We start from the raw sequence: 19830 nt of genomic DNA, 5'->3' as shown, positions 1-19830 counted from the left end.
GTGGAGTTCACGTGGAGCCCCGAGCAGTCCGCGCTGCGGGACGACATGGTCCGGCTCGGGGCGGACATCGGCCCGCGCGACGAGCCGGCCGGCGCCCCCGGCGGCGAGGTCTTCCGCGCCGACTGGGAGCGGCTGGCTCGCGGGGGTGCGACGGGTCTGCCCGTCCCGCTCTCCGACGGCGGGCTCGGGCACGATCCGCTCACGTGCGCCCTCGCACTCGAGGGACTCGGGCGGGGATGCTCCGACCTGGGCCTGCTCACGTCGCTCGGTGCGCACCTGTGGGCGGTGGTGCTTCCGCTCCTGCGGTACGGCACGGCGGAACAACGGGCCCGGTACCTGCCGGGCCTGGCGGACGGGACCCTGATCGGGGCCCACGCCATCTCCGAGTCCGGGGCGGGCTCGGACTCCATGGCCATGGCGACGCTCGCCGAACCCAAGGACGGCGCGTACGTCCTCAGTGGTCACAAGCGCTTCGTGACCAACGCGCCCGTCGCCGACGTGTTCGTCGTCTACGCGACGATCAACCCGCGTCTCGGCTTCACCGGCGTGACCGCGTTCCTCGTGGACCGGGACACACCCGGTCTGCACGTCGAACCCGAGGTCGGCAAGAGCGGCCTGCGTTCGTCGCCGTGGGGCCGGCTCACCCTGGACCGGTGTGCCGTCGAGCGCGCCGGTGTGCTGGGCGCGGAGAAGCAGGGCTCCCGGATCTTCGGGACCGTCATGGCGTGGGAGCGGACGTTGCTGCCCGTTCCGCTGCTCGGCGCCATGGCCCGCAGGATCGACGAGTGCGTCGCGCACGTGACGAGCCGCCGCCAGTTCGGCGCGCGCATCGCCTCCTTCCAGTCGGTGGCGAACCGGATCGTCGACATGACGGTCCGCCTGGAGCTCGCCCGGCTCGCGGCGTACCGCGCGGCCGGGGAGCTGGGCACCGGCGAGCCGTCGATCTTCCCGGAGATCGCGAAGCTGACCGTGACCGAGTCGGCCGTGCGCGTCTTCCAGGACGCGATGCAGCTGTTCGGCGCCGAGGGGTACGCCGTCGGCGCCGGCATCGACCGCGGGTTGCGTGACGCCCTGGGCACCACGCTGTCGTCCGGCACGTCCGACCTCCAGCGCGTCGTCATCGCCGGGAAGCTGGGGTTGCGATGACGGGGGCACGCACGGTCGTCGGCGCCGGACTCACCGGGTACCTCGCGGCGGCGATCCGCGAGCACCCCGACCGGATCGCGGTCAGCGACCGGACCCGTTCGGTGACCTACCGGGAACTGGACGGGATGACCCGCGCGATGAGGGCCGTGCTGCACGAGGCCGGTGTGTCGCCAGGCGATCGCGTTGTCGTCTGGCTGAACAAGTCGATCGAGGCCGTCGCGGGCATTCACGGCGCCCTGCGCGCGGGCTGCGCCTACGTCCCGGTCGACCCGACGGCGCCGGCCGGACGAGCGGCCCACGTGATCGCCAGGACGGCACCTGCCTGCGTGGTGACCACACCGGACCGGGCGCGCGAGGTCGTGCGCGAACTCGCCGGCCTGCCCGCCGGTGGCCCCCTGCTGATCCTGGTCGGCGAAGCACCGGGCGGGATGCCGCCGGAGCTGAGAACCGTGGCGTGGCAGGAGGTCCTGACCCGGGGTGCCCGCGCCGGCCGCGCCGGCAGCTGGCCCGAAGCGGGCCCGGACGATCTCGCCTACATCCTGTACACCTCGGGATCCACCGGGACCCCGAAAGGGGTGATGCTCACCCACCGCAACGCGCGGGTGTTCGTGGACTGGGTGGTCGCGGAGTTCGGTCTGGGGCCCGACGACGTGCTGGCCAGCCACGCTCCGCTGCACTTCGACCTGTCGATCCTCGACGTCTTCGCGGCGGCCGCGGCGGGCGGCAGTGTCGCCCTCGTCCCGGAAGCCCTGCAGGGCATGGGCGCGGCCCTCGTCCGTTTCGCTGTCCGGCAACGGGTTTCCGTGTGGTACTCGGTGCCGACCGCGCTTCGCCGGATGGCGGAGGTCGACGATGGCCGGCTGGCGACGTCGAGGCTGCGTGTCGTCGCGTTCGCGGGCGAGGTCTTCCCCACCTCCGGGATCAGGGCCCTGCGGCCGCTGCTTCCGGAGTCGGCCGTCCTGTACAACCTGTACGGGCCGACCGAGACGAACGTGTGCACCTACCACCGGGTCACACCGGCGGACCTCGCTCCTGACGCGCCGGAAACCCCGCCCATCGGCCGCCCCTGCCCGTACGCGACCGCCATGATCGACGGCGATGCGCACGATGAGCCGGCCGAGCTCTGCGTCGGCGGCGACTCGGTGATGGCCGGTTACTGGAACGAACCCGCGGGAACCGAACAGCGGTTCACCCCGCCGGACGAAAGCGGGCTCCGTTTCTACCGGACCGGTGACTTCGTGCGGCGGGACGAAGCGGGTCGGCTGCGCTACGTGGCCCGGCGGGACGGCATGGTCAAGATCAACGGGTGCCGCGTGGAACTCGGCGAGGTCGAGGCGATCCTCAGCCGCCACCCGGACGTCGCCGAAGCGGCGTGCGTGGTCCGGGACCAGGGCCCGGCCGGGGCCACGATCACGGCGTTCGTCGTGCCCAGGGCCGGCGCCGACCCCGGTGCGCCGGAGCTGCGGGGGCACTGCGGCGGCTACCTGCCGCGCTACATGGTGCCCGGGGAGTTCGTCCCGGTGACCGCACTGGCGCAGACCTCCACCGGGAAGATCGACCGGCGGACGTTGACCGCGCTGGCCGCGGAGCTGCCCGATGGGAGCTGACGTGGCAGGTCCGCACGAGCTGCTCACCCTCCGCCGGCCCAGCCCGGTGCTGGGCACCGACAAGAAGGTGGACGTCCTCGTCCCTCCCGTGACTCGTGCGGAAGGGCACCCCGTCCTGGTGCTGCTGCACGGTTTCGGCGGGTCCCGGCGCACCTGGACGGAGCAGACCCGGCTGGTCGACCACCTCCGCGGCACGGGCCTGCTCGTGGTGATGCCGGAGAGCGGCCGGCGCTGGTTCGTCAACGACCACGCCGGCCACCGCTACGAGGACTACCTGATCGGCGAGCTGGTCCCGCTGATCCGGCACTCCTTCCCGACAGCGCCGGGCCGCTGGGCCGTCGGGGGGTTCTCGATGGGCGGGGCCGGCGCGCTGATGCAGGCGCTGCGACATCCCCGGCTCTTCTCCGTCGTCCTCAGCCACGCGGGCGCCTTCGAGGGCCCGTTGCGCCGAGGTGATCCCTATGCGGCACTGCGCCACGATTCGACGTTCCTGATGCCGTCCACCGAGGTGCACGAACGCGTGTGGGGCCCGGCCGGGAGCCCGACCAGGAACACCTACAACCCCTACCGCCTGCTCACGTCCTGGCGGTCCGACGCGCGGTTGTCGGTCTACGCCGACGTCGGCACGGACGACCACCAGCGGATCGTCCTGATGAACCGGAACGTCGCCGCGGCCCTGCGAGCAGCGGGCATCGACCTCGAGTACCACGAACGGCCCGGCGGCCACGACCTGGGATTCGTCGACCACGCCCTCGGCCGGTCGCTCGAGTTCGTGCTCGAGCGTCTCCGCCGCGCGACCGGCGCGTCGGACCGTGCCCGCGACGCCCACCTGAGGAGCCAGAGTGCGAGACCTCGAACCTGACCCAGCGCGAACCCCGGACGACACCGTGCCTGCCCGGCTGGCGCGACAGGTCGCGCGGACCCCCGGCGCCGTCGCCGTCGAGTGTGGCCCGGAGTCGCTCACCTACGCCGAACTCGACCGGCGGGCGAGCGAGCTGAGCGCCCACCTGCTGGCGCACGGCGTCGGAGTCGAGAGCGTCGTGGGCCTGTGCCTGCACCGCGGTGTCGACCTGGTGGTGGCCCTGCTCGGGATCATCAAGTCCGGCGCGGCCTACCTGCCCATGGATCCGGCCAACCCCGCCGAACGCCTCCGCTACATGCTGGCCGCGGTGGACGCGCGTGCGGTGGTGACCTCCCGCGCACTGGCCGACATCGCCCACCGGGCCGGTGCGGGACGTGCTCGGCTGCTCGTCGACGAGCTGCCGCCCGCCGCCCCCGGCTCGCCGGTCGAGGCGCCGCGCGTCGCGGGCGAGAACACCCTGTACGTGATCTTCACGTCGGGCTCCACCGGACGTCCGAAGGGTGTGGCCGTGCCGCACCGCGCGCTGCTCAACCTGGTCGACTGGTACCTGCCGGACACCAGGATGGGGCCGGGCGACGCCCAGCTCGGCAGCCATTCGATCTCCTTCGACCCGGCCGCGCTGGAGATCCTGTTCCCGCTGCTGAACGGCGCCCGGCTGGTCGTCTCGCCGGACGGCGCGCACGCGGACCCCGACACGCTGCTGAACGTCATCGCGGACGCCGGTGCCACCGTGATCAACGTCGGTCCCTCGACACTGAGCCGGTTCCTCGACGAGCCCGGCGGCGCGGACCGCATGCGCGGCCTGCGCATCGTGGTCAGCGGTGGCGAGCGCCTGGCACCGGGGCTGCGTGACCGGTTCCTCGCGGCCCTCCCCGGCACGCGACTGGTCAACCACTACGGGCCGACGGAGACGACGGTCTTCGCGACGTCGTGGGACCCCACCGCCGCCGACGGTGCCGTCGTCCCGATCGGCCCGCCGATCGGGGGCGTCCACGCCTACGTCCTCGACGAGGCCATGGCCCCCGTTCCGGAGGGGACGGCGGGCGAGCTCCACATCGGGGGCGCCGGGTTGGCCCGCGGCTACGCGAACATGCCGCGGCTGACCGCCGAGGCGTTCGTGCCGGATCCCTTCTCCGGGCTGCGGGGCGCGCGCATGTACCGGACCGGTGACCAGGCCCGCGTCCTGGCGGGTGGCGCGCTGGAGTTCCTCGGCAGGGGAGACGACCAGGTGAAGCTGCGGGGTTACCGGATCGAGCTGGGGGAGGTCGAGGCGACCATCTCCCGCCACCCGGCGGTGGGGGAGCCGGCCGTGGTGTTGTGCGAGGGGAGCGGGGGTTCCGCCGTGCTGGCGGCCTTCGTCGAGCACGACGGCTCCACGAGCGTCGACGCGCTGCGTGCGCACTTGCGGCGGGACCTGCCGGAGCACATGATCCCCGGCCACCTGGAACTGGTCGACCGGCTTCCGCGCACGGTCACCGGGAAGGTCGACAAGTCCGCGTTGTCCGGCCGGATCGCCCCGGACGCGGACGCCCGGCCCGCCAGCAAGACAGAACGGGTCCTGGCGGAGATCTGGGCGCACGTCCTCGCTCTCCCCCGGGTGGGTGTCCACGACGACTTCTTCGCGCTCGGCGGTGACTCGCTGCTCGCCACGCGCGCGGTCGCGGGCGCCAGGCGAGCACTGGGCAGGGACGTCCCCCTCGTCCTGCTGTACGAGCGCCGATCCGTCGCCGCGGTGGCGGCCGCCCTGGAGGAAGGAGCAGACGACCGGACACTCACCGGCAGCGCCATCAACCGATGAAAGCCTTCTACCCGGGAGACTCCATGGAAGAATTCGACGTCGTCGTGGTGGGCGGCGGACCGGGGGGCGCCACCGTGGCGACCCTCGTGGCCATGCAAGGACATCGGACCCTGCTCCTGGAGAAGGAGCACCTTCCCCGGTACCAGATCGGCGAGTCGCTGCTGCCGTCGACGGTGCACGGGGTCTGCCGGCTCACCGGCGCCTGGGACCTGGTGAAGGAGGCGGGGTTCACGAAGAAGCGCGGTGGCACGTTCCGGTGGGGCGCGAACCCGCAGCCGTGGACGTTCACCTTCTCGATCTCGTCGAAGATGGCCGGGCAGACGTCCTTCGCCTACCAGGTCGAGCGCATGAAGTTCGACCAGATCCTGGTGCGGAACGCCGAACGGAAGGGCGTGACGGTCCGGGAGGGCTGCACGGTCACCCGCGTGCTCTCCGAAGCGGAGCGGGTGTCCGGCCTCGAGTACGTCGACGACGGTGGTGCCACCCACCGGGTGAACGCCAAGTTCGTCGTGGACGCGTCGGGCAACGGGAGCCGTCTCCACACGCACGTGGGGGAACGCCGGTACTCGGAGTTCTTCCGGAACCTGGCGCTGTTCGGGTATTTCGAGAACGGCAAACGCCTTCCCGAACCGAACTCCGGCAACATCCTCTCCGCGGCGTTCGACAGCGGGTGGTTCTGGTACATCCCGCTGACGCCGACGTTGACCAGCGTGGGCGCGGTCGTCAACCGCGAGCTGGCCGCCAAGGTGCAGGGCGATCCCGAGAAGGCCCTGATGGGCCTCATCCGGGAATGTCCGCTCATCGCGGACTTCCTGTCCTCGGCCACCCGCGTCACCTCGGGCCCGTACGGCAAGCTGCGGGTGCGGAAGGACTACTCGTACCACACCACGAAGTTCTGGCGGCCGGGGATGGTTCTCGTCGGCGACGCGGCCTGCTTCGTGGATCCGGTGTTCTCTTCTGGCGTGCACCTCGCGACCTACAGCGCGTTGCTCGCCGCGCGGTCGATCAACAGCGTGCTGACCGGCGGCATCGACGAGACGACCGCCTTCACCGAGTTCGAGAGGCGCTACCGGCGCGAGTACGGCCTGTTCTACGAGTTCCTCATCTCCTTCTACGACATGCACCACTCGGAGGACTCGTACTTCTGGAACGCCAAGAAGGTCACCGCGAGCGAACTCCCCGAGCTGGAGTCCTTCGTCGAACTGGTGGGCGGGGTCGCGAGCACGGAAGCGCGGATCGTGCAAAGCGGTGTCGAGGTCGGCACCGCCGAGGTCGCGCAGCGCATCGCGAACGGTTCAGCGGAGTTCACGGACGCGCTGGAGAAGGCCGCCGCCGAGGACGAGGGGGCCATGCTCCCGCTGCTCAAGTCCGCTGTGGCCGGTCAGGCGCTGCGGGAGAGCAGCGAGATCCAGGCGCAGGCGATGTACGGCGTGGACGCGGAGAACGAACTCCCGCTCTTCGAGGACGGCCTGATCGTCTCACCGGACGGGATGTCGTGGTCGCACCTCGCCGCCGAGGTTCCGCACCGGTCCGCCACCTGACCGGATTGCCCGCCACCTGACCGGAGGTGCCCGGCCGGCCCGCCCCGGCCGGGCACCCGGCCGTGGGACCTGGACTCGGTCCGGACGAAAGGGGACGTGCCCAGTGCTGATCGTCGACGTCGTCATCATCGTCGCCGTGGCACGGTTGCTGGGCGCCCTGCTGACCCGGATCGGCCAGCCGGCGGTGATCGGCGAGATCCTGGCCGGCATCGTGCTGGGTCCGACGCTGATGGGCGAAAGCCTCAACGCGGCACTGTTCCCCGCCGACGTCCGACCGGTGTTGTCGTGGCTGGCGAACGTCGGCGTCATCGTCTTCCTCTTCTTCATCGGACTGGAGCTGGATCGTTCACTGCTCCGGGAGCAACGCCGGGTCGTCGCGGCGGTGGCCTTCGGTTCCCTGGCGTTGCCGTTCGCCCTGGGCGTGGGGCTGGCGCTGCTGTTGCTGCCGGCGCACCCGACGGGGAACGCACTGGCTTTCGTCCTGTTCACGGGAACCGCGTTGTCGGTGACCGCCTTCCCGGTACTCGCCCGCATCCTGACCGACCGCGGCATGGTCCACACCCGGTTGGGCGTGCTGGCGCTGACCGTCGCGGCCGTCATCGACGTGGTCGCATGGGTGCTTCTGGCCGTCGTCGCCGCCGTGGTCGGCACGGAAGCGTTGCCCGCGTGGCGGATCGCCCTCGTCGTGCCCTACGTCGCCCTGATGGTGGGTGGCGTGCGACCGCTGTTGCGCCGCTTCGCCGAACGCCGGCCGCGGCCGGGCCCCGTCGCTTCCGCGGGCGTCCTGACCGGGATCGGCCTGGGCGTGGCCGGCTCAGCCGCCGCGACTTCGTGGATGGGCCTCCACGCGATCTTCGGCGCGTTCCTCTTCGGCTGGGTGATGCCCCGCACCGGCCTGCCGCTCCTGCGCGAGCGAGTACTGCCTGCCGTGGAACGAGCGTCCTCGAACTTCCTGCTGCCGATCTTCTTCGCCGTGGCCGGCTTCTCGGTCGACCTGTCCACAATGGATGTGTCTTCCTACGTCGAGCTGGCACTGGTGCTGGTGGTCGCGGTGGCCGGAAAGTTCGCGGGCACCTTCACCGCGGCCAAAGCCGTCGGCGTACCCACCCGCCCGGCCACCGTCCTCGCGACCCTGATCAACACCAGGGGCCTGACGGAACTCATCGTCCTGGTCGTCGGCCTCCAACTGGCGGTGCTGGACCGGCAAACCTACTCGATCATGGTCATGATGGCTCTCCTCACGACCTCGATGACCGGCGTGATCCTTCGACTCATCCATCCGAACCCACGCGCCGGCACCAGTTACGCAGACCCACCCCTGCCGGCGGACGAGCCGTCGCCACGCGCCACCTGATCCGTCACCGGACCGACAGGAGGCTGGAACAGGGGTCATAGCCGTGGTTGAGCACCGCTTTAACCGCTTCGGTGACCATCATTCCCGATCGGCGACGGTCCGGACCCCGAGGCATCGGTGCTGACCTCGGTTCGGCCGTCGACGGTGAACCGGAAGATCTCGCCAGTCACAGGAGAGGTGACCAGATGACCATCATCCGGAGCATTCCGCCGGGCGACCGCGCGGTGCCGGACTCGTCGGCGATCACGACGCTGCGTGATGTCTCCCTCGCCTCCGCCGCGCCGGCCGCGCTTCGGGCCGCCATCCGGGTCGGGCTGCCCGACGGCCTCGGGGACGCCCCCACCACCATCGACGACCTCGCGAAGTCCCTCGACGTCAGCGGCCCGATCCTGGAACGCCTGCTGCGCGTCCTGCGTCCCTACGGCGTCTTCGACGAGACCGCGGACGGGATCGTGCACACGCCGATGTCGCGCCTGCTGCGTGAGGACGACCCGCAGCGGCTCAAGTACTGGGTCCTCTGGGTCACCGAGCTCTGGGTGTGGGACCTGTGGCCGGATCTGGAAAACGCCGTCCGCGCCGGCCGCGGCGATTTCGAAGGGAAGCACGGCGACGGCTTCTTCTCGCACCTGCACGCACAGTGGCCGGAATCGACGGAGATCTTCAACCGGTCCCAGACCGAGCTCAGCCGCCTGACCTCGGCGGCCATCGCCGAGACGTTCGACCTGAGCGGCGTGCGGACCTTCGTCGACGTCGGCGGCGGCCGCGGCTACACGCTCTCCACCATCCTGGAAGCGAACCCGCACCTGCACGGGAGCCTGGTCGACCTGCCCGCGGCGGTGGCCGAGCCGGATCCGCGGCTGCGGCCCGGCGGCGCGCTCGCCGGGCGGTCGCGGGTGCTCGCGGGCGACTGCCTGGAGGACGTCCCGGTCAAGGACGCGGACGTCTACCAGTTCAAGAGCATCCTCGAATGGGACGACGAGTGGACGGTGACCGCGCTGCGCAACGCCGCGCGCGCCGGACGGTCCGGCAGCCGGGTGCTGATGATCACCAACCTCGTCGACGACAGCCCGGAGATCCGGTACGCCACCGGGATCGACTTGCTGTTCCTGCTCAACACGAACGGGCGCCGGCACACGCGCAAGGGCGTGACGTCGCTCATCGAGCGCGCCGGCCTCCGGCTCGAAGGCGTCACCCCGGTGCCCCCGCTCCTGCACGTGGTCGAGGCGATCGTCCCGTGACGACGGTGAGCCCCGCGGCCGAGCACGCGGCCAACGAGGCGTTCGCCGAGCTGCTGTTCACCCCCGAGGGCCGGATCGACCCGCACGCGCGCTACCGCCGCCTGCGCGAGGCCGCGCCCGTGCACCGCAGCACCCTGGGGACGTGGGTGGTGTCCCGGTACGACGACGCGAACGCGGCCTTGCGCGCCAAGCGCGTCGGCAAGGACGTGCACACCTTCATGGCCGGGCGGTTCACCGGCGAGTGGGAGCGGCACCCCGCGCTGGTCAAGCTCGGCTCGACCATGCTGTGGGCTAACCCGCCCGAGCACACCCGGCTCCGGCGCATCGTCAACCGGGCGTTCACGTCGAAACGGGTGCTGGCGCACCGGGCTTTCATCGAACGGCGGGCCGGCGAGCTGCTGGAACCGATCGTCCGCGACGGCGGCGGGGACATCTGCAACGACTTCTGCTTCCCGTTGCCGCTCAGCGTCGTCGCCGGCCTGCTCGGGGTGCCCCAGGAGGAGGCTCCGCTGCTGCGCGAGCCGATCCGGGACTTCCAGCGGGTGTTCGAGCTGGGGATGACCGCCTCGGAGCTGCGGGCGGCGGACCGGGCCGCGGACTTCCTCGACGACTACTACGGCGACCTGGTCACGCGGAAGCACCGTTCGCGCGGCGACGACCTGCTCTCCGCCCTGATCGACACCGACGACGAGGACGCCCGGCTGAGCCGGGCGGAGCTCGTGCAGATGTGCCACATGATCATCGCCGCGGGCAGCGAGACGACGACGTTCTTCCTCACCAACGGCATCCGGCTGTTCATCGAGAACCCGGACCAGGCCGACCTGGTCCGGGGTGACCCGGCCCTCGTGGGGCCGGCGATCGACGAAGTGCTGCGCATGGACCCACCGGCCCACATGGTTCCCCGCACCACCGACGAGACCACGGTGATCGGGGGAGTCGCGATCCCCGCCGGGGCCCGCCTGATGGTGCTGATCGCCGGGGCCAACCGCGACCCGGCGCACTTCACCGACCCGGACCGCTTCGACGTCACCCGCGCGGAGAGCGGCCCGATCTCCTTCGGGGCCGGCATCCACGCCTGCCCCGGGTGGCGGCTCGCGAAGCTCCAGGCCGAGGTCGTGTTCCCGGAGGTACTGCGCCGGTTCCCGCGGCTGGAGCTGGCCGAGCCGTTGCGCCACCGGCCGCGCGTCGCGTTCCCGCAGGTCGAAGCCATGGCCGTCCGCGAGGGGAAAGGCCGGGCGGCATGACCGTCGAGACGGCGGTGCCCTACCTTTCCGCCGAATACCTGGCGGAGCTGACCCGGTTGACCACGGCCGCCCCGGCGCCCCCGGCGCGGGCCGACTTCCGGCTGCAGTTCCACGCGACGGACACCCCCGAGGGCGTGATCGACCACCACTGGGTGGTGCGCCGCGGCACGATCGTGGCGGCCGCACGGGGCCGGACGGCGGACCCCGACCTCACGATCACGGCCACCTACGCCGACCTCGTCGCGTTCCAGACCGGCGAGCTCCACGTCGCCACCGCACTGGTCACCGGCCGCTTCGCCGTGACGGGCGACAAGGCGAAGCTGCTGGAACTGATGCTGGTGCTGCAAGCCGGCCACTACGCGCGCGCCGCGGCGGCGCTGTGGGCGAGGACGCGATGGTGACCCGGACCGAACGCGAGGAGACACCCGATGCTGACCCACACCCTCGTCTTTTCCTTCCCCGACGCGATGTCCGGAGCCGACCGCGAACGGTTCTTCGGCGAACTCGCCGACATCATCACCGGTTCGGGCATCGCCGACTCGTTCGCCTGCCGCGAGCACATCCCGCTCGGGGACGAGAGCCACGCGCCGGTCTTCGTCTCCTCCGCGATCGCCGAAGTGCGCTGCGCCGACCTCGCCGCGCTGGAGAAGCTCGCCGCGCACCCGCCGCTGGCCCGGCACATCGAGCACTGGATGAGCGCGTTCCCGTACCGGGTGGTCTGGGTCAACAGCGAAGACGAGACGCGGTGACCGCCGCGTCCGGGCACCGCCGGGGAGGGAAACGGTGAAGGGGATCGTCCTGGCCGGCGGCCACGGCACCCGCCTGCACCCGATCACGCTCGGCACCTCGAAACAACTGCTGCCGGTGTACGACAAACCGATGATCTACTACCCGATCTCGGTGCTCATGCTGGCGGGGATCACCGACATCCTGATCATCTCCGCGCCGCAGTACGTCGAATCGTTCCGCCGCCTCCTCGGCGACGGTTCGGCGCTCGGCGTGCGGTTCGGCTACGTCGCGCAGGACGAGCCGCGCGGCCTCGCCGACGCCTTCGTCCTGGGCGCCGGGCACATCGGGGACGACGCGGTCGCGCTCGTGCTGGGGGACAACGTCTTCCACGGCCCCGGGTTCGGGCGGATGGTCCGCGCCGCCGTCCGCGGCCTCGACGGCTGCGTGCTGTTCGGTTACCCGGTCAGCGATCCGGAGCGCTACGGCGTGGTCGAGGTCGACGCCGAGGGCAACCCGGTCGGCTTGACGGAGAAGCCGGCGGAGCCGCGTTCGAACATCGCGGTGACCGGGCTCTACTTCTACGACAACGAAGTCGTCGACATCGCGGCCCGGCTCACGCCCTCGCGGCGCGGCGAGCTGGAAATCACCGATGTGAACCGGCACTACCTCGACCGCGGCCGGTGCCGGCTGGTTCCCCTCGGCCGGGGTTTCGCCTGGCTCGACACCGGAACGCACGACGCGCTGATCAACGCCAGCCAGTACGTGCAGACCCTCGAACACCGCCAGGGCGTCCGGATCGCCTGCCTCGAAGAGATCGCCTGGCGGATGGGCTTCATCGACCGGGAGGCGTGCTACCGCCTCGGTCACGAGCTTTCCCATTCTTCGTACGGCCGTTACATCATGGCGGTGGCCGCCTAGTTTCGACGACAGGAGGGGCGATGCCGTTGCCCGGCAAGGGGAACGAAAAGACGGCCGCGGTGATCGGTGCCGACGGTTTCATCGGCGCCTGCCTGGTGCGCGCGCTGTCGCGGGGCGGAATCCCCACGCTCGCCTGCACCGGTGAACGTCCGGCGCTGCGCGACGGGATTCCCGATCCGGACCTCCTCGAGGCGGACGTGGTGTTCTTCGTGCCGGAACGGATCAGCCCGGCGGTCGCGGAACGGCAGCCCGGACGGGGCGCCGAGGTCCTGGCGGAACTGCGCGCGTTGCTCACGGCGTTGTCGGTGAGCGGGCGGCGCCCCGTCTTCGCCCTCGAAAGCTCGGGCGGAACGGTGTACGACGCGACCCGGGAACCACCGCACGACGAGCTGTCCGCCGTGAACCCGGCGACGGCCTACGGCCGGGCGAAGCTGGCGCAGGAAGAGGTGGTGGCCGCGGCGGCCGACGGCGTCTCGCCGGTCGTGTTGCGAGTGGCCAACTTCTACGGTCCGGGGCAGGGCGCGAGCGCCGGCTACGGGGTGATCGGGCACTGGATGGCAGCCGTGCTCGCGGGAAAGCCGGTGCGAATCATCGGGCACGGGGATTCGCGGCGCGACTACGTCCACATCGCCGACGTCACGGACGCGTTGCTCGCGGTCGCGCGCCGCGCTTCCGTGCTCCGTGCGGAAAAGCGGCCGGTCGTGCTGAACATCGGTACGGGAACGGGCACGTCACTGCACGAACTGCACCGGCGGTTCGAGGCTGTCGTCGGCCGCGCGCTCACGTGCGAACGGGAGCCGGCGCGGTCGTTCGACCGCCAGGACTCCTGGCTGGACGTCCGCCGGGCCGCGGAAGTGCTGGGCTGGCGGCCGCGGATCGCGCTCGCCGACGGCCTCGCCGACACGTGGCGGCACTGCCTAGCGAGGCCACACGCCGTCGAGGACGAGGGCCAGGTGCCGCCGCCAGTCCGCGGCCCCGCCCGGTGAGAAGTACATCGTCGCCATGACGCTGCGGACGATCACCCGGAAGTCTTCGAGGCCGAAGTCGGCCCGCACCGCCCCGGCCCGGCACGCGCGCTCGATGATCCGCGCGACGATCTCGGCGTAGACGAGCTTCTCCTCCTCGATGGCGTCCCAGTCGAAGTCGGTGGAGCCCATGAGCGCGAGCTGGAAGGTGGCGTCGCCCTCGGCCGCCTCGAGGTACGTCCGCAGGATCGTCTCGAACGCTTCGCGCGGATCGGACCGCTTTTCGGCCTGGCGCGCGAGTTCGGCCATCCCGTCGAAGCGTTCGCGGACCAGTGCGGTGAGCAGCGCTTCCTTGTTGGGGAAGTGCCGGTAGAGCGTGCCTATACCGAGACCGCAGTGCTCCGCGATTTCATCCATCTGCGCCTCCCGCCCGCGGCGCGCGAACAGCTCCTGGGCGCTGCGCATGATGCGCTCGCGGTTGCGGCGGGCATCGGCGCGCAGGGGGCGTGAGGTCTCGGTCATCGGTCTCCACTCTACCGCAAGCGGAAGCACGGTTCCGCACCTCCGGAGGAAAGGGAACAGCTCATGACGCGCGAAGGCCCACGTCGGGTGGCCACTTGCTGGACCACGGCCGGCGCCACGGTGCCCGGCGATGTCACCGCCACGAGTCCCCACGACATCCGCGCCCGGGTCGCGGCCGCGGCGGCGGCGGGCTTCGACGGTTTCGGCATCAACGTCCCCGATCTGGTGATCGCGCGCGACCGGCACGGCGACGCCGGGGTCCGCGCGCTCCTCGACGACCACGGCATCCGCTACCTGGAACTCGACGCCCTGAGCGGCTGGGCGTCGACCGGCGAGCAGCGCGCGGCCTCGGACGCCCGGCGGCGAACCCTGCTGGAGGCGGCCGGCGCGCTGGGGGCCGACCTGATCAAGGTGATCCCGCCGATCGGGCCGGCCGCCGACGTCGGCCCCCTGGTCGGCGAGTTCGCGAAGCTGGCAGGCCAAGCCGCCGACGCCGGGACGCGCGTCGGCATCGAGCCCATCTCGGTGTGCGCGGTGGCGACCCCGGCGCAGGCCCTCGACCTGGTCCGGCGCGCGGGCCACCCCGCCGCCGGGGTCGTGCTCGACAACTGGCAGATCTCGCGCGCCGGCCTCGGCGCCGACGCCGTGCGGGACTTCCCGCCGGAGTGGATCGCCTCGGTCGAACTGTCCGACGGGACGGCCGAGCCCGCCGCCGACTTCTTCACCGACTGCTTCGAGCACCGGGGCCTGCCCGGTTCGGGTGAACTCGACATCGCCGGGTTCGTCCGCACCCTGCGCCGGAACGGCTACGACGCGGGGTGGGGAGTCGAGGTGCTCGAGGCCGGGTACCGCCGCCTTCCGCCGGCCCGGGCGGCCGGGGCGGCGTACTCGGCGCTGGCGGCCGCCCTCACCGAGAACCACTGAGGGCGACCCGGCCGGTTCAGGACGCGGCGAGTTCCGCCAGGTCCGCGACGATCTCGGGTGGGGCGGGCAGGGCGCGGATCTCGGCGGACAGCGCGCGGGCCTGGCGGGCGAACCCCGGGCCGGCCAGGATCTTCGCGCACGCACCGGCGATGGCCTCCGGCGAGTTGTCCTCGCCCGGGAGCACCAGGCTCGACCCGTGCCGCTCGATCCGGTCCGTCGACTTCCGGAGCAGCTCGAACCGGTCGAGGATGACCTGCGGGACTCCGGCGTCCATCGCGTTCATCGCCGTCAGCCCGCCGTTGTGGTGGACGATGACGTCGCAGGTGGGAAGGATGAATTCGAGGGGCAGCCAGTCCGCGTGGACGCCGGGGTGCCGGGTGCGTAGTTCCGCGGCGAGGGATTCGGTCGCGGCCACGACCACGTCGACATCGAGTGAGCCGAGGCGGCCCACCAGGTCGGCCAGGAATTCGCCGCCGCCGCTGTCCGCTTCGCGCCGGCTGCCGAGGGTGACGCAGACGCGAGGCCGCGACGACCTCGTGTACATCCAGGGTTCGAGCTTGCGCTGCCGGTTGCCGGAGACCCAGCGCATCGTCCTGGCACCGTCGCTTTCGGACAGTCGCAGGCTGGGCGGGCAGATGTCCACCAGGAGGTCCGGCGGGGGAACCCGGTCCAGGCCCAGCTCGGCGAGTTCCGGGGCCAGCTCGGCGTCCGCGTACGGGTGGGCTTCGTCGAGGGGCAGCCAGTCCCAGGCCTGCCGGACGTGCGGGATGCCCAGGGTGGCCGCGAGCAGGGCCGTCGTGTAGTCGAGCGTGCCGCCGACGACGACGTCGGGACGCCACCGGCGCGAGAACGCCGCCAGGCCGGGGAGACCGACGGCGGCTTGGCGGCCGAACCACGCCCCCAGGAACCAGGCTTCCTCGTCCGGAGCCGTGGGGAAGTGGATCGGACCACCCGGCCGGTCCATCGTCATGATGCTCATGGTGGTCTCGCCGGTCTCGAAGGAGACCGCGGGCAGCCCGACGGCCGTGATCGTCGGGGTCAGCTCGTCGAACGCGGCCATGATCACTTCGTGCCCGGCGTTGCGCAGGGATGTCGCCAGCGGGGCCAGCGCGAATACCGACGCCGGGCTGAACCCGGCGGCGACGAACAAGGTCCTCACGGGAAACCCGCCCTTCATCGACGTGGTGCGGCTGCCGAGGGGTGCGGAGCACCCGCCGCTCGTCGGGACGACCGTGCCAGCGGCCGCTCTACCGGCGCTCGATCGGCGGTGGGGTGCCGCGTGCACCGGGGACCCGGCTTGACGCTGAACCGGAACCGGAGCTACGGTTCCTCATGGGTCGCCGGAGCGGTGCCGGCCCAGCGCAGTGACATCGGAACCCACTCCGAATCCAGAGGGAGTCATGACCAGCAACGAAAAACCCGACTCGGACGCCGTCGCCCTCGCGGGCGAACCCGCCCCCAGCGCGACCTCCGCTCGGCCCAGCGATCAGGTGAGCGGCCGGGTGCTGGTGTTGGTGGTGCTGTGCCTGGCGCAGTTCATGTGCGTCCTCGACGACACGATCGTCAACATCGCGCTGCCGTCGATCCAGACCGACCTGGGGTTCTCCGGGACCGGCCTGCAGTGGGTGCTCAACGGCTACCTGCTGACCTTCGGCGGGCTGCTGCTGCTCGCCGGCCGCGCGTCCGATTTCTTCGTGCGGCGCACGGTCTTCCTGACCGGGCTGGTCGTGTTCGGCCTGTCCTCGCTCACCTGCGGTCTCGCGGCGAGCCCGGCGATGCTCGTCGTCTCCCGGATCGTCCAGGGGATGGGCGCGGCCATGCTGTCGGCCTCGGCGCTGGCCATCCTCACGGCGACTTTCACCGGCCCGGCCCGCGCCCGCGCGTTCGGCTTGTGGGGCGGCCTGTCCGGTGCCGCGGGCGCCACCGGCGTGCTGCTCGGCGGGCTGCTGACCAGCACCCTGAGCTGGCGCTGGGTGTTCCTCGTCAACGTCCCGGTCCTGCTCCTGGTGGCCGTTCTCACGCTGCGCCGCGTCAGCGCCGCCCGCACGGCGGAGCGGCTCCCGCTCGATCCCTGGGGAGCGATCACGGTGACGGCCGGGCTCGGGCTGCTGATCTTCGGCGTCGTCAAGTCGGACCAGGCCGGCTGGGCCGCGCCGGTGACGCTCTCGACCCTGGCCGCGGGGGTCGTCCTGCTGGTGGTGTTCCTGCTGATCGAACGGACCCACCCCTCGCCGCTCGTGCCGCTCGGGGTGTTCGCCCGGCGCAACGTGACCGGCGGCGCGATCTGCGCGCTGCTGCTGGCCAGCACGATGCTCGGCACGTTCTTCTTCCTTTCCCTGTACCTGCAGCAGGTGCTCGGCTTCAGCGCGCTGCAGAACGGGGTCGCGTTCCTGCCGTTCGCGATCGCGGTCATGTTCTCCGCCGCGATGTCCTCGCAGCTGGTCACGAAGGCCGGGTTCAAGCCGCTGCTGATGGGCGGGTTCGGTCTCCTCGTCGTCGCCCTGCTCTGGCTGGCCCAGATCGGCCTCCACGGCAGCTACTGGGTCGACGTGCTGGGCCCGGCGCTGCTGGCCGGTGTGGGGCTGGGAACGTTGCTGGTCAGCTCCGTGACCGCGACGACGCAGGATCTGAGCGGCGAGGGTGAGCTGGGGCTGGCGTCCGGCCTGGTCACCAGCACGAACCAGGTGGGCGGCGCGCTCGGGCTCGCCATCCTCTCGACGGCGGCGTTCGCCCGGGCCGACAGCCACCAGGCCGCCCCGGTCGCCACACCCGAGTCGCTGCTGGCCGGTTTCCAGCTGGCGTTCTACATCGCAGCGGGCTTCGCGCTCCTCGGCTTCCTGGTGTCCGCGCTCGTGACCACGCGCGTCGTCGGGCACCCGCTCAACGAAGCCCAGCAGATGGCCCGGCACTGACCGACCGACCGCCACCGGCGTGGCCGCCGTGCGTCCCCCGACCCGCACCCCCACGGGTCGGGGGACGCACGCCGTGGCCGCGTTTCCCCTTCCCCGCAAAGGAGAACCAGACGCCGTGGAACCGACGTCGAACCTCGTGACGCGCCTGCGCGACATCCTCGAATCCCCGGTCACCGCTCCCGGAGAGCCCGGCTACGACCACGACCGCGCCTCGTTCAACACCCTCACCGATCACCGTCCGCAGGCGATCGTCCGGGCGGGGTCGGCCGAGGACGTGGCCCGCGCGGTCGGGGTCGCGGGTGACTTGCGGATCCCGGTCGCCGTCCAGGCCACGGGCCACGGCATGGGCCTGAGCGCCCCGGGGGACAGCCTGCTCGTCGACGTCCGCCGCCTGGACGAGGTCGAGGTCGATCCGGACGGCCGGACGGCGCGCGTCGGCGGCGGGGCGACCTGGGACCGGGTGGTCGCGGCGACGGCCCCCCGGCAGCTGGCCCCGCCGATCGGCTCGACCGGCGACGTCGGGGTCGCCGGCTACATCACCGGCGGCGGAGTCTCGTTCCTCGGCCGTCAGTACGGGTACGCCGCCGACAACGTCCGGGAGATCGAGCTGATCACCCCGGACGGCCGCCGGCGACGCCTGACGGCGCACGAGGAGCCGGAGCTCTTCTGGGCCGTGCGCGGCGGCAAGAGCAACTTCGGGGTCGTGACGTCGCTGGTCCTCGACCTCATGCCGGTCTCCGAGGTGTACGCGGGCACGCTGACTTTCGGCGGCGGCTCGGCGGCGCGCGCGTTCCACGGCTTCCTCGCCTGGACCCGTACCGTCTCCGACGCCACGACGTCGGTGGCCGTGTTCCGCCGGCTTCCGCCGCCGATGGACCCCCACGACCGGTGCGAGCTGGTGGTCAACGTCGTCCACGTCGGATCGGCGTCCTCGGGCCGGCGTGAACTCGCCGGGCTCCGCGCACTGTCACCCGACGACGACACCGTGACCGCGCACCCCGTCGCGCGGATCAACGCGCTCATCCCAGGCCCCACCCGGCCGGGCGCGTTCGTTTCCGCGAGCGGGCTGTTCGGCGAACTCGACGCCGGGGGAGCGGACCGGATCCTGCGGGCCGTCGGCCCCGGAGTGGTGCTGTCGCCCGGCTTGATCGAAGTGCGTCACCTCGGCGGACACTTCTCGAAGGCTCCCGCGACGCCCAACGCGATCGCCAACCGGGATGCCGGTTTCGCTTTGTACATCACGAATCCCGCCGCGTCGGCGGCGCACGCCGACGCCATCGCGGCCGAACACCGGACGCTGCTGACCACGCTTGCACCGGATCTCACCGGCGGCCGGATCCCGACCTTCCTCGGCACGTCGGACGTCGCCCCCGACGCCGTCGCGAGCGCCTACGCTCCCGAGGGCTGGGTGCGCCTGCGCGAACTCAAGCGTCGCTGGGACCCGCACAACCTGTTCCGGGTCAACCACAACATCCGCTGAGGCCGCGGCGGCGCCGGGGTGGCCGTGGCCCGGGCTCAGTCGTAGGAGACGTGGCGCGAGCGCGTGAACAGCTTCCCGTTGATCTCGACGAGCACGTCGTGGACGACAGTGCTGACGAATTCCGGCGGCTGCCCGGGGCGGACCTTCACCACCAGGCAGTAGGCGGTGGAGCCGATCGAGCCGTCCTCGGCCAGCGCCAGGTCGATCATGCCGACCCAGTGGCGGCGCTGCATCGGGTCGTCGGCGAACCGCCGGTGGAACTCGTGCAGGTCCTCGACGATGCCCGCGCGGGTGCGCGACGGCGGCCGGCCGGGGGTGTGCGAGAACTCCGCGTCGATGGTGAAGGTTCCGGCGTACCCCTCGATGTCGCGCTCGTCGAGCCGCTGCATCTGCGCGGCGTAGAACCGCTGCGCGCGGGTGTGCAAGGTGTCCGGGTCGAGCGTCGCGGCAGTGATCATGGCTTCTCCCTGATCGCACGTGGGTGTCGCGCCGAGAGTTCCACCGCGCGCTCTACCGGCGGTCGAACGCCGGTGGCCCGGGCGCGCGGTGAGGACCGGTCGAGCGGCGATCGAGCGGCCTCGGCGACGGTG

General features: G+C 71.8%; 18 protein-coding genes. 15 read left to right on the top strand and 3 right to left on the bottom strand.

Translation table 11 applies throughout. The features are described from left to right. The 12 genes from AB5J73_RS41715 to AB5J73_RS41660 all read left to right on the top strand — a co-directional run bounded on the left by AB5J73_RS41715 (position 1) and on the right by AB5J73_RS41660 (position 13423). Positions 1-1146, top strand: a complete 1146-nt coding sequence (locus AB5J73_RS41715; RefSeq protein WP_370964546.1) for an acyl-CoA dehydrogenase family protein — start codon at positions 1-3, stop codon at positions 1144-1146. Continuing rightward, positions 1143-2753: an amino acid adenylation domain-containing protein gene (locus AB5J73_RS41710; protein ID WP_370964544.1), complete on the top strand. Its 1611-nt coding sequence runs from the start codon at positions 1143-1145 to the stop codon at positions 2751-2753. Before AB5J73_RS41715 ends, AB5J73_RS41710 begins: the two co-directional genes overlap by 4 nt. A gap of 1 nt (position 2754) precedes the next feature. Next, complete coding sequence (locus tag AB5J73_RS41705) at positions 2755-3615, top strand: alpha/beta hydrolase (protein WP_370964542.1); 861 nt, start codon at positions 2755-2757, stop codon at positions 3613-3615. A 25-nt stretch (positions 3616-3640) separates the two neighbouring features. Further along, complete coding sequence (locus AB5J73_RS41700; protein ID WP_370964540.1) at positions 3641-5413, top strand: non-ribosomal peptide synthetase; 1773 nt, start codon at positions 3641-3643, stop codon at positions 5411-5413. 23 nt (positions 5414-5436) lie between these two features. Then, complete coding sequence (locus AB5J73_RS41695) at positions 5437-6954, top strand: tryptophan 7-halogenase (protein ID WP_370964538.1); 1518 nt, start codon at positions 5437-5439, stop codon at positions 6952-6954. Positions 6955-7057: 103 nt separating this feature from the next. Then, positions 7058-8308: a cation:proton antiporter gene (locus tag AB5J73_RS41690; protein WP_370964536.1), complete on the top strand. Its 1251-nt coding sequence runs from the start codon at positions 7058-7060 to the stop codon at positions 8306-8308. A 185-nt stretch (positions 8309-8493) separates the two neighbouring features. Then, positions 8494-9546: a methyltransferase gene (locus tag AB5J73_RS41685; protein ID WP_370964533.1), complete on the top strand. Its 1053-nt coding sequence runs from the start codon at positions 8494-8496 to the stop codon at positions 9544-9546. Beyond that, positions 9543-10790: a cytochrome P450 gene (locus AB5J73_RS41680; RefSeq protein WP_370964531.1), complete on the top strand. Its 1248-nt coding sequence runs from the start codon at positions 9543-9545 to the stop codon at positions 10788-10790. Before AB5J73_RS41685 ends, AB5J73_RS41680 begins: the two co-directional genes overlap by 4 nt. Next, the gene (locus AB5J73_RS41675; RefSeq protein WP_370964529.1) at positions 10787-11191 is read left to right on the top strand and encodes an alkyl sulfatase C-terminal domain-containing protein; all 405 of its coding nucleotides are present in this window, start codon (positions 10787-10789) and stop codon (positions 11189-11191) included. The genes AB5J73_RS41680 and AB5J73_RS41675 overlap by 4 nt, the downstream gene beginning before the upstream one ends. A 27-nt stretch (positions 11192-11218) precedes the next feature. Then, positions 11219-11539, top strand: coding sequence for a hypothetical protein (locus AB5J73_RS41670; RefSeq protein WP_370964527.1), 321 nt, complete (start codon positions 11219-11221; stop codon positions 11537-11539). 34 nt (positions 11540-11573) lie between these two features. Then, positions 11574-12437, top strand: coding sequence for a glucose-1-phosphate thymidylyltransferase RfbA (gene rfbA, locus AB5J73_RS41665; protein ID WP_370964525.1), 864 nt, complete (start codon positions 11574-11576; stop codon positions 12435-12437). A 20-nt stretch (positions 12438-12457) separates the two neighbouring features. Further along, positions 12458-13423 carry an NAD-dependent epimerase/dehydratase family protein gene (locus AB5J73_RS41660; protein WP_370964523.1) on the top strand — a complete coding sequence of 322 codons (966 nt, stop codon included), beginning with the start codon at positions 12458-12460 and terminating at the stop codon, positions 13421-13423. Here the strand turns inward: AB5J73_RS41660 and AB5J73_RS41655 are convergent. Continuing rightward, positions 13355-13924, bottom strand: a complete 570-nt coding sequence (locus tag AB5J73_RS41655; RefSeq protein ID WP_370964521.1) for a TetR/AcrR family transcriptional regulator — start codon at positions 13922-13924, stop codon at positions 13355-13357. The genes AB5J73_RS41660 and AB5J73_RS41655 overlap by 69 nt on opposite strands. A gap of 63 nt (positions 13925-13987) precedes the next feature. On the opposite strand from AB5J73_RS41655, the gene AB5J73_RS41650 reads away from it, so the two are divergent. Then, entirely contained in the window at positions 13988-14848 is an 861-nt protein-coding gene (locus AB5J73_RS41650; protein ID WP_370964519.1) for a sugar phosphate isomerase/epimerase family protein, read from the top strand. A gap of 16 nt (positions 14849-14864) precedes the next feature. On the opposite strand, the gene AB5J73_RS41645 is transcribed toward AB5J73_RS41650, so the two are convergent. Further along, positions 14865-16007: a nucleotide disphospho-sugar-binding domain-containing protein gene (locus AB5J73_RS41645; RefSeq protein WP_370964517.1), complete on the bottom strand. Its 1143-nt coding sequence runs from the start codon at positions 16005-16007 to the stop codon at positions 14865-14867. 241 nt (positions 16008-16248) lie between these two features. On the opposite strand from AB5J73_RS41645, the gene AB5J73_RS41640 reads away from it, so the two are divergent. Beyond that, positions 16249-17760 carry an MFS transporter gene (locus AB5J73_RS41640; RefSeq protein ID WP_370964515.1) on the top strand — a complete coding sequence of 504 codons (1512 nt, stop codon included), beginning with the start codon at positions 16249-16251 and terminating at the stop codon, positions 17758-17760. A 115-nt stretch (positions 17761-17875) separates the two neighbouring features. After that, positions 17876-19240 (top strand): FAD-binding oxidoreductase, encoded by a 1365-nt coding sequence (locus AB5J73_RS41635; RefSeq protein WP_370964513.1) that lies wholly within the window; start codon positions 17876-17878, stop codon positions 19238-19240. 35 nt (positions 19241-19275) lie between these two features. Here AB5J73_RS41635 and AB5J73_RS41630 read toward each other — a convergent pair whose 3' ends face one another. Further along, positions 19276-19698 carry a nuclear transport factor 2 family protein gene (locus AB5J73_RS41630; protein ID WP_370964511.1) on the bottom strand — a complete coding sequence of 141 codons (423 nt, stop codon included), beginning with the start codon at positions 19696-19698 and terminating at the stop codon, positions 19276-19278. Between the last annotated feature and the right edge of the window lie 132 nt (positions 19699-19830).

Origin of the sequence: Amycolatopsis sp. cg9 (assembly GCF_041346945.1) — a bacterium.
Classification (GTDB): Bacteria; Actinomycetota; Actinomycetes; order Mycobacteriales; family Pseudonocardiaceae; genus Amycolatopsis.
The sequence above is the reverse complement of the archived record's forward strand: the minus strand, read 5'-3'. Positions and strand labels throughout refer to the sequence as shown.

What these genes read in the sequence shown, in the direction of transcription:
- AB5J73_RS41685 (WP_370964533.1), top strand. Translation starts at nt 8,494, where the DNA reads ATGACCATCATCCGGAGCATTCCGCCGGGCGACCGCGCGGTGCCGGAC.
- AB5J73_RS41650 (WP_370964519.1), top strand. Translation starts at nt 13,988, where the DNA reads ATGACGCGCGAAGGCCCACGTCGGGTGGCCACTTGCTGGACCACGGCC.
- AB5J73_RS41640 (WP_370964515.1), top strand. Translation starts at nt 16,249, where the DNA reads ATGACCAGCAACGAAAAACCCGACTCGGACGCCGTCGCCCTCGCGGGC.
- AB5J73_RS41675 (WP_370964529.1), top strand. Translation starts at nt 10,787, where the DNA reads ATGACCGTCGAGACGGCGGTGCCCTACCTTTCCGCCGAATACCTGGCG.
- AB5J73_RS41670 (WP_370964527.1), top strand. Translation starts at nt 11,219, where the DNA reads ATGCTGACCCACACCCTCGTCTTTTCCTTCCCCGACGCGATGTCCGGA.
- AB5J73_RS41660 (WP_370964523.1), top strand. Translation starts at nt 12,458, where the DNA reads ATGCCGTTGCCCGGCAAGGGGAACGAAAAGACGGCCGCGGTGATCGGT.
- AB5J73_RS41630 (WP_370964511.1), bottom strand. Translation starts at nt 19,698, where the DNA reads ATGATCACTGCCGCGACGCTCGACCCGGACACCTTGCACACCCGCGCG.
- AB5J73_RS41655 (WP_370964521.1), bottom strand. Translation starts at nt 13,924, where the DNA reads ATGACCGAGACCTCACGCCCCCTGCGCGCCGATGCCCGCCGCAACCGC.
- AB5J73_RS41695 (WP_370964538.1), top strand. Translation starts at nt 5,437, where the DNA reads ATGGAAGAATTCGACGTCGTCGTGGTGGGCGGCGGACCGGGGGGCGCC.
- AB5J73_RS41710 (WP_370964544.1), top strand. Translation starts at nt 1,143, where the DNA reads ATGACGGGGGCACGCACGGTCGTCGGCGCCGGACTCACCGGGTACCTC.